The organism is Caloranaerobacter azorensis DSM 13643 (assembly GCF_900129995.1).
Taxonomy (GTDB): Bacteria; Bacillota; Clostridia; order Tissierellales; family Thermohalobacteraceae; genus Caloranaerobacter; species Caloranaerobacter azorensis.
Window position 1 is genome coordinate 1 of the sequence record NZ_FQXO01000076.1, and the last position, 11,339, is coordinate 11,339.

The window sequence follows — 11,339 nt, forward strand, 5'->3', positions numbered from 1 at the left end:
ATTATTTCTACTATATTATGAATTTTAAGTTCTTTAGATAAGTTTATTAAGTCATTCATTATTTGATGGTTTTCGTATTTATTTCTGATATAAGTTAATTTTTCTTCTAGCTTTTTTGGAGTAGTTCCCCTAAATAGTGCTCTCATTATTTCATAATTAGTTAACAACCTAAAATCTCCAATGTTTTGTTTATAGTCTTGATTAAGGAGTATTATATACATGTTTTCAAAATGTCTATACTTGTAAATATAATCTATAACCTTTGATTTGAATTTTTTGTCTTTTATTCTCATTTTGTATGTTCTTATATTTTTATTTCCGGCTATAGATTTATTCATTTCCTTTTAACTCCCTCTATAATCTTCCTTAACTACTTTTTGAATTTATAATTGTTTTAAGGTTTTTATAAGTTTTTATAAATATTTTGTAACTGTTAATTATCCTCCTATTCAAAAAATTTTACCCCCAAATTAAAACCTTCGTTTAATATGTCTTCTCTTTCCCATATAGGAAAACGATCAGTATCAGAAATTAATAGATTATATTTATACCTAGTGTTAATAGCTTTAAAGAAAAAATCTATAACAGGAATACATCCGTCAAAATGTCCCTCTTTATAAGGAGCACCTCCTGTAGCGATAAACATTCCTATTCTATTTTTATTTACATCAATAGACGGATTTTTTAGAATAAATTTACTAGACCAATAAACTTGACATCTATCTATCATTATTTTTGTTAGACTACTAACTGTATTAAAATATAAGGGAGAAGCTATTATTATACCATCACTTTCATTAAACTCTTTGTATAATTCGTTCATATCGTCGTTTATAAAACAGTTTCCTGTTTTAGAACAATAGTAACAACCTGTACATAAATTAATATTTAAATCCTTAAGATAAATTTTTCTTATATCAGCATTATATTTTTTTATACCTTCTAATACACTATCTAATAAAATATCTGTATTCTTGTGTTTTCTAGGACTACCCATAACTGCAAGTACTTTTCTCATAAAACCTCCAAAAAATCTTTATTGATGTAATTTGTATCAAATAACTTTACTAAAATTTTATATCAATTATAAGCTATTGTAAATATCATATGAAACTATCTTCATTTTTTTCTACTTCTGGTTTTAAAAATATTACAATATTTTTAATTATTGATGCCAATCCAAGAATAAGTAAAAAATAAGATGCGATACTATAATATTTTTGATAGTTAGTAAATTTACCAAAAAAATATATTATGGCACTTAAAAAAATATATTTAGAAGACTTTCCTTTTGATAATAAATTTTTTCTATACTCTCTAATCTTTTTATTTCTATCTCGCATTCTGTTTATTATTACTTTTTCGATTTCTCGCTCTTTAGGATATAATTCTGTCTTTTTAATCAATTCAACAAAACTATCTTTATCAAACAGATAGATCCTTATATGATCCTGTAATTTAGGTAAAAAATCTTTAGTATCTTCTGTGAATGTTGATGTTGTTATTATAGCACCCGATTCTATATCCATCTTTTTTAGAGATAAGAAAAATTCTTTAACATCTTTTATTGTAACTTTATAATCATCTTCATATTGTAAACATTTAATTCCTATACTTTTTCCTTTGAAATTACCTATCATATCAATATCTCTTTGATGCAACATCTTTAAGTCTTCCAAACCTATATTATCTAATACATTATAACAATACTCTATAAATTCATATGGAGTTTTATTCAATAAATCCTTTAAAATCTCCTCTTTTGCAACTATTTCATTAGTTTTTTTTATTACTCTATTAAATTTAATAGTATTGATTTGATATAATAGCAGATTTAATATTATAAAGAACTGAACAGAAACTGCAAAACTAAATAAATAGTCGTCCGTTTTGACATAAAAATATAAAAAGAAGCCAAAAGCAATTATTAGTCTTAACATGATTCCATCTAAAATTATGGCTACATATGATTTCCCTTTATTCATTTCTTCTAAATAATATTTTTTTAATCTCTTTTTGTTTTTATAATTGTCTATACGTTTTTTTGTAATTTTTAAGGCATTTGTTATATCCATTAAATCACCTGCTTATCAGTTTTTAATAAGCATATCCTCTTTTAAAATTTTTATACAAAAAAACACATAGACATCTGCCTATATGCTAGAATGTTTTCTGCATGGTAATAATAAAGCTATCGATAGTAAAGCTAGAATCTCCGATAAAAATAATACAAATATTCTATAAGTAATACTGCTGAAAAATTCTAGCGGATACATCTGTATCAAAATATCCGTTTTAGGATTAAGCAACCACAAATCATTTGAAAATAAAATTTTATGAAAATAAGTAAAATACTTATAAAAATCTGAATATATCAATATATAAAGTAAGCCCATTAAAATTAACTGTATCAAAGATGTAACAATTAAAATCTTTTTCAATTTAATTCTATCTTTATAAAATATATATATCAATGAAACTATACTTAACAATAAAGTCAAATCTTTTATAATATATCCTTTCCTAAATAGCTCTCTTACATCTTTGAGATGTAACAATTCTCTTTCTTCAAAAACTTGTTCGATTTTATCTCCTACTTCTGTAAAAATAATAATATTTTCTCTTTTGCCTTTCAGATAATCTAATAACTTTTCTGTAATTAACATTAAATTTTCTTCACTTATTCCCGTTACGTCTTCTATATTATATTCTTCGTATTTGCTTTTAAAAAAACTAATATCAAATGCTGCTACCTCTAAATTTATAAGTAACATAGCTATTGGTAAACAGACAATACAAATTATTGCAAATAAATTTGTATATTCCCTCATAAAATCTTCCTTTGCTAATCGAATTTCTTTTTATTAGTTCGTATAGATAACAAATAAAAAAAACCAAAAACAATTATTGCAATGATAATATATTTATTGTAAGTTTTCATCATATTAATAATTATTGCCCAATTTTCTTTTAATATTTTCCCTAAAATAATCAACAATGCATGATGAGTAATATTGACTATTCCAATTGTAAGGTAAGCTAACTTTTTATTTACCTCAAAAATTCCAGCTATCAAAAGCGTGAAAGAATGTATACCGGGAATAAACTTACTTATAAAAATAGCCGCAGAACCATACTTATTAAACATTTCTTTTATTTTTATAAATTTTTCAGTATCAAATATAACTCTAATAATTTTTAATTGCAGTATTTTTTCTTTCTCTTTTTCTCCAAGTTTATATAACATTAAAGATGATAAAAAAGTTCCAAACCATGCAATAATTAATACAAAGTAAATATTCAAGTGTAAAAGTTCAGACAAATATCCTTCTATAACTAATACCATATCTCCGGGGTATGGTGGAAAAATTATTTGTAAACATTGTGAAAAAAAGAAAAATAGATAAAGAAATAATCTATTACTATTAGTCAACCTATCTATAATATCTAAAATAACATTCTCCATTTGCCACCTCTAAAAAATCTAGTAAAATTAAAGAAAATTGAAAAACCCGAAAATTCGGGTTTATGCCATAGCTTTTTCTAATTTATCTAAATGTTGTATAGGAAACATTCTTAATAATTCTTTAAACTGTTCAACAGTAAGTCCTTGAGTTGTCGTATAAATTCTTATTTTTTCATCTAAATCAGCATTTTTAAACCTTCTTTTTATTTCTTCAAAATTTGGTTTTGTATCCATATAGACACTCCTTTAATTTTAATCAAGTTTTCGATATTAGTATGTAATTTTTAATATATAAATATTCTATAAGTTTATTACAATTTAAACTCAATATAGTTATATTTTACTTTATTTTCAATATTTTATTTGATATATTTAATTTTGATGGATATAATAAAATAAAAAAATCATAGGGAGGTTCTTTCATATGGAAAATAAAATAAGCATTGAATATTGTACTTCTTGAGGATACCGCTCTAAGGCAGTTAGCCTTACAGAAAAATTACTTAAAGAACATAAAAATAAAATCAAATCTATAACATTATTGCCTTCTTCGGGTGGAGTTTTTGAAGTTAAATTTAATGATGAATTAATTTTTTCAAAAAAGGAATTAGGAAGATTCCCTAATGAAGATGAAGTTGAAAGTATAATTAGGAAAAAAATATAAATTATTATGTGAACGTTTATGAACATGACGCTCATGCAGACAAATTTAGAAAAAACTTAAGGCTCAAATTTTTAGAAAATCCTAACGCACCTAATCAAGACATCCTGTCTTGTAGGATGCTGGTTTGACATCCTGTCAAACCTACGGATTTTCTTCAAAATTTTCACCTAGTTTTTTTACTAAATTCTTTCAAGCATTCGCTTTCATTTTCATAAATATTAAAAGATACAAGTCTGTCAACAGTCTGATGGCAAAATGCCATTTTTTTCTTAAGTAACAAATCATTTTCTATTTACATACCATATATTAAAGTATAAATATTTACGTATATAAGTTATTTAAAGGAGGTTTCTGGTTTATGCCTAGAAGATATAGATATTATGTACCACCAGTTGAAGTAATTGATGAAATAGAGAATGAAAAAGAAGAGAAAAATGAAGAACAAAGACATAGATATAATTATGGTTCTTACTGGTGGATTATTTTATTATTTATACCATTAGTATTATTCGGCGGTTTCTCTAGATATTAAAATAAAATTAAAAAGCCCCGTCAATATTGGGGCTTTTACTAATTAACCATACATTTTTTACAAAAACCTGTAAAAGTAATCTCACTATCTTCAATTTTAAAATCATATCTTTTCTCAATTTCATTTATTATTTTAATCAATTTAAGTGAAGTATCTACGTCAACATAATCTAATACTCTTTTACATTTTAAACAGATAAAATGCACATGGATGCTCTTTCTTGAAAATAGTTTTAGTTCATACAATTTTGAATTGTTAAATGTTACTTCTTCTATTATGCCATTATCCAATAAAATTTTTATATTCCTATATACCGTTGCAATACCAACAGATTCTCCCTGTTCAACGAGAAAAGAATGAATATCTGTTGGATGAAAATGCTTATTCGGATTGTCTAAAAATAGCTTTATTATTTTTCTCCTCTGATCAGTTATTCTATAGCCGTTCTCCTTTAAAATATTTTCTATATAAATTAATCTTTTGCCTTGCATAAAATTCTCCTAATTCTTTTAATGGCCACATTCTCCATGATGTTCATGTCTTTCGCAAACTTCATTTGAAGATACTAATTTACCATCAATATATTCCTTTATTACATCTTCAATACTACCACTAATGCCAACTAAAACATCTATTCCATTTTCATTAAACAAAGCTTGAGCTGTTTCACCCATACCGCCAGCAATAATAGTATTAACTCCTTTTTCACTTAAAAACTTTGGTAGAAATCCTGGCCTATGTCCCGGATTTGGAACAAAAACTCTATTTTTCACCTCATTGTCTTGAATGTCAACTAACTCAAATCCTTCACAATGTCCAAAATGTTGTGATACATAATTGCCATCAACGGCTAACGCAATTCTCATTATTATACCTCCTTAATCTTTTCATTTATTATATTCCAAATTCTTTTAATCTCTCTACCAGCAATACTTTCATCAAATTGTACTACTGGTTTACTTTCCTTTATTGCCTTATTAACATAAGGATCAAAAGGTATTTTACCAACAACCTCAAAATTATTCTTACTACAAAAATCTTCTATTTCTTTTGTTTTTTCTAAATTAATATCAAATTTATTTACAACTACATAGGCTTTCATACGAAAATAGTCTACTAAATTTAATACTCTCATTAAATCCTCTAGTCCTGACTGTGTAGGTTCAGTCACAACTACAGCCATATTACAACCTGTAAGCGATGATATTACAACACAGCCAATGCCTGGAGAACCATCAATTATGATTAACTCTGGTTTATTCTCATCCTCCATAAGCGATTGCCTTACTTTGGTAACTACTTTACCTGCACCATCGGCACCAATTCTAAGTTGAGCATACGAAAACTTTCCACCTTCAATAGAACTTATGATAACATCTCCTGTCTCATCGTCAATTAATTTAATAGCTTCATTAGGGCATACCTCAACGCAGGCTCCACATCCTTCGCATTTTATATCATTTATCTGAAAATTATCCTTTACAGCATCAAATCTACATACACTCTTGCACTTACCGCATTCAATACATTTTTCTTTATCAATGTAGGCTATTTTACCTCCGATATATAATTCTCTTTTCATTGGAGTATTATCCAAAATCAAATTAAGATTTGGAGCTTCTACATCACAATCGGCTATATCTCTATTTTTAGCAAGATATGCAAACGAAGAAGTAAGAGTAGTCTTACCTGTGCCTCCTTTTCCACTAATTACAACTATCTGCTTCATTATTTGAAACCTCCATTATTTTAGAAAAAATATTTTCAAAAACTTCCATAAATATTTTATCATCTAGTAATTCACCTTTAGAATACTTTTGGGCAATACTCCTATCAAATGGTATTCTCTCTATTATATCTATTCCCTGTTTTTTACAAAATTCTTCAATAATATAGTCGTTTTCATCAGATTTATTAATAACTACACCAAACGGTACTCCTAATTGTCGTATAACATTAACAGCAATCTCTAAATCATGCAATCCAAATTTAGTCGGTTCAGTAACTAAAATTCCGTAATCGGAGCCCTCAACTGAATGTACAACACTGCATGAACTGCCAGGTGGAGAATCTATAATATTAATATAATCAGGAGTTATTAATTTCTTTAAATCTTTTAAAATCGGTATACCCATAGGTTCTCCTATGTTAAGTACTCCTCTAACGACCTTAAGATTATCGGTATATCCTATTTCAATTTTACCAATCTCTCTTTCTACTTCAGTAATTGCATTTACTGGACATACTAAACTGCATAACCCACAGCTATGACATATTTTTTCAAAAACTAAAACGCCATTTTTAGTAACCGATAAAGCATTGAAATTACATTTTTTAGCACATAAACCGCATTGTGTACAAGAAGACTCATCAATTTGTGGAACTTTAACTTTTACTTCAAAAGTATTTTCTATTTTGGGTTTCAAAAATATGAAACCATTAGGCTCTTCTACATCAAAATCTAAATACTGAACCTTTTCTCCTTTCTTGCTTAAATAATAAGATAAATTAGTAGCTACCGTAGTTTTTCCAGTACCGCCTTTTCCACTTAATACAGATATCTTCATTTTACCTTCCCCACCTGTTCTGTAATCCAGAATGTGCTTTTCTAGGTTCCTTTATTTCATTTAATTTATCTTGTTTTAAAAGTTCCAAATTAGAATTAATTGTATCTGCCTTGCCTTCATAAATAGTTATTTTAGCATTTGTAAGTATTTTCATTGAGTTAGGCCCAATATTTCTAGTTACAACAACATCTACACCCTCATCTACAACTAGATTAGCTGCTGAAACGCCAGCACCATGTTCTGATACAAGTCCCTCATTTTCAACTACTTTAATATCATTCGTTTTTGTGTCTACTATTACAAAGTATTTACATCTTCCAAAACGCGGATCTAATTGACTATCTAAATTTCTTCCTTCACTACTAAAACATACCTTCATAGTTCATTCCTCCTACATTTTTTCTAATATTTTCGTTCCTAAACTTGCAAACTCTTCTAATTCTTGACTGAATAATTCTATTTTTCCTTCGTCACACAATTGAGTAAAACCTGAGTTAATAGGTAATTTTGCGATTAAATCTAATCCCATTTCTTTTGCTACTTGTTCAGATTTACTTTTCCCAAATACCTCTATTTTATTACCACAATCAGGACATACTGCATAACTCATATTTTCAACAATACCTAAAATAGGAACATTCATCATCTTACTCATATGGATTGATTTTTCTACTATTAAATTAACTAAATCCTGTGGCGATGTAACAACAACGATATAATCAACAGGCACAGACTGCATAACAGTAAGCGTTACATCAGAAGTTCCCGGTGGTAAGTCAATTATTAAGTAATCTAACTCTCCCCAGTTAGTATCACTGTAAAATTGTTTAACTGTTCCAGAAATTAATGGCCCTCTCCAAATAACAGGTTTATTTTCTTCCTCTAATAATAAATTTAATGACATAACTTTTATCCCTGTTTTTGTTTCAACGGGCTGTAATTTTTTATCTATTATTTGAGCCCTTACCTTATTTATACCAAAAATTTTAGGTATACTCGGACCAGTAATATCGGCATCCATTACTCCAACCTTATATCCTTCTCTGTTCAAATTTACTGCTAATAGGCTTGATACAAAAGATTTACCAACGCCACCTTTGCCACTCATAACTGCAATTATTTTGCTAATTTTATTTTCCATCAAATAACCTCCTCTACCGCTTTTATTTATGGCATATGCTATTTATATTATACATTTTTTATATGCATTTGCCAATAATTATATGTAATTTTTTCTATTTTTAAACGCAAAAAAATAAGGGAATATTTCCCTCATTTTTCACAAAATCATATTAACAACAATCCAACCCAAGTAACTTCATCTTTCCTAAATTCAATATTAATTCCTATTCTCTTACATGTATCTATAACATCTATCCCCATTGCCTCTAAAGAAGGTCTAGCCTTATCAGGATATTTACACTCTTTTATTCCAAGTTTTGCATTACATATCTTACATAACTTACAGTTACCACCGATTAAAGCATATGAATTTTCAAATCCAAGTTTTTTAGCTTCTTTTTCCAATTCTAACATAATCTCATGAAGTCTATAAGCCGGTTTGTAAAATTCTTCCATGTCGTTTGGATTATTTACACTATCTTTAACTACAACTATAAAACCTGCATCATACGTCTTCAATTTCTTTTTAAAATCTTCGATATCACCAACATATGGTGGGCACATAAAATTCGCACCATATTGTCCACACTTATTTCGAGCACAGTAGTCTCTTACTGTTTGAGTTATTTTGATTTTATCTATTGCTATTTCTCTTATTGTATAAACTTTTTTTATTTTCTCATATGTCTTCAAAAAATCTCTAATTTTAAATTTATTCATATATAAAAACTCCTTTATCTGCTATACATTGTCCAAATTCCTATATCTTTAAAGCCTAACCTTTTATATATCTTACCAGCCTTAGGATTGTCATAAAAAAGACATAAACTTTTACCTTCATTTAAAAGTGTTCTACATAATTTAGTCATACAAGCCGTCGCATAACCTCTTTTTCTATAATCTGGATGTGTACAAACACCTACTATCATTGCAGAAGTACTGTTTTCGGCCGTAGTTTGCACAATTGAAACCATTTTCCCATCTTCTTCTATAAAATATCCTCTACCCGTATTATCCTCAAATTTTCTTCTTATAGATTCTTCAGATATATTTTCAGAAAATTCTTTTATCAGTTTAGTTAGTTCTATTATTCTATCAACATCTTTTAATTCTACCTTTTTTACTTTAGCTAACAACTCATTTTCTTCAAGTTTTGAACCTTCATCTAATTTACAAAAATATGTATCTCTCTTCTTTGAAAAATTATGTAGCTTTTCAAATCTTTCAACTATAGATTTTTCACCTGATAACATTTCAAAGTCTTCACTTTTCATGATATCATAAAATCCTTTAACATCAAATTCATCTCTTGAATAAAAAATAAAATTTTCAAAATATTTTAACAAAACACCGATTAGTTCTCCTTTTTGGTTAAATTCTCCCCATAATTTCTGAAATTCGTTATTGAATCCATAATTTTCAGCATCTCCTATAATGAATAAATTTAATTCTTTTTCTCTCTTAACATAATCCATGAATACATCATAATCATTATCATTAAGTAGTCTAATCATTATAAAACACTCCCCTTTTGATAAGTTTTAATTATTATACAGTATAACTTCGATTAATTCAAATATTTTACTAAAAAAATACCCTATAAAAAACTATAGGGTATTTTTTTCGGTAATTTCTCTATTACTATATTTATTTAAAGCCAATACTATTATAGGTATAAAAATAAGTTGAATTATTATTCCAGGCAAACCTGTCAATATAGAACCTTTAATAAACATAAGCGCTTTTATTTTTACTCCAAAAAGAACAGACAAAATATAAGCTACTAATCCACCACCAATTCTTCCAACAATCATTGCTAAGATCAAACATACAATAGTATTTAATTTCATTCTTCTACTGAAAACAGATACACTTAAACCATATAATCCTATCTCAAAAGACATAATTAGAGCTATTGGAAATAGAGGCGGCATACCTGTAACCATTGAATTTAAATATGGTAATAAGAATCCAATAATAAATGCAATTGGAGATGATACGAAAAATCCGGCTAATAGTGCAGGAATATGCATTGGTAGAAAAACTTTTCCACTAATGCCCGTTAAATGAAATAAAGATGGTAAGACTATTCCTATCGCAATAAATAATCCTGCTAAAACAATTTCTCTAGTTTTACTGTTTAAATTCATATCCAATCCCTCCTATAAAAAAATAACCATGAAAATAATCTTTTCTATAAGATTACCTTCATGGTTTTATTTCCTAATTTCTTTTATTTCCTCAATAATATAATCGAGCATTTGATTGATATTTAATTCTTGTGTCCCTACAATATAGACATTACATCTATTAAGAGGTAAAATAATTTTTCTCGCTTCACTCGTCGATATGGCTTCAGCCATTATCGGAGTTATCTCTCCCATCATAGAGTTCGCTATCAATATCGCTATTGGTCCGATAATTATATCAACTTTTTGGCTCATTACCTTTACAGCATTTTCACCTGTTGCCCCTGCATTAGCTCCTGCCTTCAGCATGTTGGAGGTTGCTAGAGAATTCGTTCCAAGTGCAATGATTTCTATATCATCTTTAATTTCATTCCTAATTTTTTCCACAATCGACTTGCCTAAACCTCCACCCTGCCCATCTACAACTGCAATTTTCATATCATCTCCCCTTTTTAGGACATCGTAGTGTCAAAAGTTTAGAGCAAATTTGACACCCAAACATTGAAATTTGAATAATATATAGGTTTGGTTGTCTCCCCCCTCTTTGGATATACTTTAAGTAGCACCAAAAATATAAAAGAAATACAAAAGAAAGGAGAGACAAACCAAAAATGAAATCTTTAATTATTAACTTAACAAATACTATCAGAATTCTTTATGTTTTAGTAATTTATCTTCTAATCCCATATTTTAAAAATCCTATAAAACCTAGAACTAATAAACCAATAAGCAAACCATATAGAAAAATCGAAGTTGATACCGAACTTCCTATTATAGAAACAATTGAAGTTCCTAATTA

Annotated in this window: 18 protein-coding genes and 1 pseudogene; 3 read left to right on the plus strand and 16 right to left on the minus strand. The window is 27.7% G+C overall.

Annotated elements, in window-relative coordinates; translation table 11 throughout:
* The 6 genes from BUB51_RS10290 to BUB51_RS13280 all read right to left on the minus strand — a co-directional run.
* Positions 1-338: hypothetical protein (locus BUB51_RS10290; protein ID WP_200791944.1), on the minus strand; the 338-nt coding region annotated here is incomplete at its 3' end.
* Positions 339-445: 107 nt separating this feature from the next.
* Positions 446-1,018 carry a flavodoxin family protein gene (locus tag BUB51_RS10295; protein WP_073197575.1) on the minus strand — a complete coding sequence of 191 codons (573 nt, stop codon included), beginning with the start codon at positions 1,016-1,018 and terminating at the stop codon, positions 446-448.
* 85 nt (positions 1,019-1,103) lie between these two features.
* Positions 1,104-2,075 carry a restriction endonuclease gene (locus BUB51_RS10300; RefSeq protein ID WP_035163305.1) on the minus strand — a complete coding sequence of 324 codons (972 nt, stop codon included), beginning with the start codon at positions 2,073-2,075 and terminating at the stop codon, positions 1,104-1,106.
* Positions 2,076-2,153: 78 nt separating this feature from the next.
* Entirely contained in the window at positions 2,154-2,831 is a 678-nt protein-coding gene (locus BUB51_RS10305) for a TIGR01906 family membrane protein (RefSeq protein ID WP_073197576.1), read from the minus strand.
* A 14-nt stretch (positions 2,832-2,845) separates the two neighbouring features.
* Positions 2,846-3,466, minus strand: a complete 621-nt coding sequence (locus BUB51_RS10310) for a DedA family protein (protein ID WP_073197577.1) — start codon at positions 3,464-3,466, stop codon at positions 2,846-2,848.
* A gap of 60 nt (positions 3,467-3,526) precedes the next feature.
* Complete coding sequence (locus BUB51_RS13280) at positions 3,527-3,700, minus strand: hypothetical protein (protein WP_197051391.1); 174 nt, start codon at positions 3,698-3,700, stop codon at positions 3,527-3,529.
* 241 nt (positions 3,701-3,941) lie between these two features.
* Between BUB51_RS13280 and BUB51_RS13610 the strand changes: the two are divergent.
* Positions 3,942-4,130: pseudogene (locus tag BUB51_RS13610) on the plus strand (SelT/SelW/SelH family protein); the annotation flags it as partial.
* 358 nt (positions 4,131-4,488) lie between these two features.
* Positions 4,489-4,662 carry a hypothetical protein gene (locus BUB51_RS13180; RefSeq protein WP_156099395.1) on the plus strand — a complete coding sequence of 58 codons (174 nt, stop codon included), beginning with the start codon at positions 4,489-4,491 and terminating at the stop codon, positions 4,660-4,662.
* A gap of 38 nt (positions 4,663-4,700) precedes the next feature.
* Here BUB51_RS13180 and BUB51_RS10320 read toward each other — a convergent pair whose 3' ends face one another.
* The 10 genes from BUB51_RS10320 to BUB51_RS10365 all read right to left on the minus strand — a co-directional run bounded on the left by BUB51_RS10320 (position 4,701) and on the right by BUB51_RS10365 (position 10,978).
* Positions 4,701-5,153: a Fur family transcriptional regulator gene (locus BUB51_RS10320; RefSeq protein ID WP_073197578.1), complete on the minus strand. Its 453-nt coding sequence runs from the start codon at positions 5,151-5,153 to the stop codon at positions 4,701-4,703.
* An 18-nt stretch (positions 5,154-5,171) separates the two neighbouring features.
* Positions 5,172-5,528, minus strand: a complete 357-nt coding sequence (locus BUB51_RS10325) for a NifB/NifX family molybdenum-iron cluster-binding protein (protein ID WP_073197580.1) — start codon at positions 5,526-5,528, stop codon at positions 5,172-5,174.
* Between the two features lie 2 nt (positions 5,529-5,530).
* Positions 5,531-6,391: an ATP-binding protein gene (locus BUB51_RS10330; protein WP_073197582.1), complete on the minus strand. Its 861-nt coding sequence runs from the start codon at positions 6,389-6,391 to the stop codon at positions 5,531-5,533.
* The gene (locus BUB51_RS10335) at positions 6,369-7,229 is read right to left on the minus strand and encodes an ATP-binding protein (protein ID WP_073197584.1); all 861 of its coding nucleotides are present in this window, start codon (positions 7,227-7,229) and stop codon (positions 6,369-6,371) included. Before BUB51_RS10335 ends, BUB51_RS10330 begins: the two co-directional genes overlap by 23 nt.
* A 1-nt stretch (position 7,230) precedes the next feature.
* On the minus strand, positions 7,231-7,608 hold the full coding sequence (locus BUB51_RS10340; protein ID WP_035163317.1) for a NifB/NifX family molybdenum-iron cluster-binding protein: 378 nt from the start codon (positions 7,606-7,608) through the stop codon (positions 7,231-7,233).
* Between the two features lie 12 nt (positions 7,609-7,620).
* Positions 7,621-8,370, minus strand: a complete 750-nt coding sequence (locus BUB51_RS10345; RefSeq protein ID WP_073197586.1) for an Mrp/NBP35 family ATP-binding protein — start codon at positions 8,368-8,370, stop codon at positions 7,621-7,623.
* Positions 8,371-8,516: 146 nt separating this feature from the next.
* Positions 8,517-9,071 carry a DUF2284 domain-containing protein gene (locus BUB51_RS10350; RefSeq protein ID WP_073197588.1) on the minus strand — a complete coding sequence of 185 codons (555 nt, stop codon included), beginning with the start codon at positions 9,069-9,071 and terminating at the stop codon, positions 8,517-8,519.
* A gap of 14 nt (positions 9,072-9,085) precedes the next feature.
* Positions 9,086-9,865: a GNAT family N-acetyltransferase gene (locus tag BUB51_RS10355; RefSeq protein WP_073197589.1), complete on the minus strand. Its 780-nt coding sequence runs from the start codon at positions 9,863-9,865 to the stop codon at positions 9,086-9,088.
* A 93-nt stretch (positions 9,866-9,958) separates the two neighbouring features.
* Positions 9,959-10,501: an ECF transporter S component gene (locus BUB51_RS10360; protein WP_035163321.1), complete on the minus strand. Its 543-nt coding sequence runs from the start codon at positions 10,499-10,501 to the stop codon at positions 9,959-9,961.
* 66 nt (positions 10,502-10,567) lie between these two features.
* On the minus strand, positions 10,568-10,978 hold the full coding sequence (locus tag BUB51_RS10365) for a DUF3842 family protein (RefSeq protein WP_035163322.1): 411 nt from the start codon (positions 10,976-10,978) through the stop codon (positions 10,568-10,570).
* A gap of 173 nt (positions 10,979-11,151) precedes the next feature.
* On the opposite strand from BUB51_RS10365, the gene BUB51_RS10370 reads away from it, so the two are divergent.
* Positions 11,152-11,339, plus strand: a 188-nt coding sequence (locus BUB51_RS10370; protein ID WP_200791945.1) for a hypothetical protein, incomplete at its 3' end; no start/stop codon positions are given.

Bases quoted from the DNA above. Each gene is read 5' to 3' on its own strand.
- BUB51_RS10295 (WP_073197575.1), bottom strand. From the start codon at position 1,018: ATGAGAAAAGTACTTGCAGTTATGGGTAGTCCTAGAAAACACAAGAAT.
- BUB51_RS10300 (WP_035163305.1), bottom strand. From the start codon at position 2,075: ATGGATATAACAAATGCCTTAAAAATTACAAAAAAACGTATAGACAAT.
- BUB51_RS10305 (WP_073197576.1), bottom strand. From the start codon at position 2,831: ATGAGGGAATATACAAATTTATTTGCAATAATTTGTATTGTCTGTTTA.
- BUB51_RS10310 (WP_073197577.1), bottom strand. From the start codon at position 3,466: ATGGAGAATGTTATTTTAGATATTATAGATAGGTTGACTAATAGTAAT.
- BUB51_RS13280 (WP_197051391.1), bottom strand. From the start codon at position 3,700: ATGGATACAAAACCAAATTTTGAAGAAATAAAAAGAAGGTTTAAAAAT.
- BUB51_RS13180 (WP_156099395.1), top strand. From the start codon at position 4,489: ATGCCTAGAAGATATAGATATTATGTACCACCAGTTGAAGTAATTGAT.
- BUB51_RS10320 (WP_073197578.1), bottom strand. From the start codon at position 5,153: ATGCAAGGCAAAAGATTAATTTATATAGAAAATATTTTAAAGGAGAAC.
- BUB51_RS10325 (WP_073197580.1), bottom strand. From the start codon at position 5,528: ATGAGAATTGCGTTAGCCGTTGATGGCAATTATGTATCACAACATTTT.
- BUB51_RS10330 (WP_073197582.1), bottom strand. From the start codon at position 6,391: ATGAAGCAGATAGTTGTAATTAGTGGAAAAGGAGGCACAGGTAAGACT.
- BUB51_RS10335 (WP_073197584.1), bottom strand. From the start codon at position 7,229: ATGAAGATATCTGTATTAAGTGGAAAAGGCGGTACTGGAAAAACTACG.
- BUB51_RS10340 (WP_035163317.1), bottom strand. From the start codon at position 7,608: ATGAAGGTATGTTTTAGTAGTGAAGGAAGAAATTTAGATAGTCAATTA.
- BUB51_RS10345 (WP_073197586.1), bottom strand. From the start codon at position 8,370: ATGGAAAATAAAATTAGCAAAATAATTGCAGTTATGAGTGGCAAAGGT.
- BUB51_RS10350 (WP_073197588.1), bottom strand. From the start codon at position 9,071: ATGAATAAATTTAAAATTAGAGATTTTTTGAAGACATATGAGAAAATA.
- BUB51_RS10355 (WP_073197589.1), bottom strand. From the start codon at position 9,865: ATGATTAGACTACTTAATGATAATGATTATGATGTATTCATGGATTAT.
- BUB51_RS10360 (WP_035163321.1), bottom strand. From the start codon at position 10,501: ATGAATTTAAACAGTAAAACTAGAGAAATTGTTTTAGCAGGATTATTT.
- BUB51_RS10365 (WP_035163322.1), bottom strand. From the start codon at position 10,978: ATGAAAATTGCAGTTGTAGATGGGCAGGGTGGAGGTTTAGGCAAGTCG.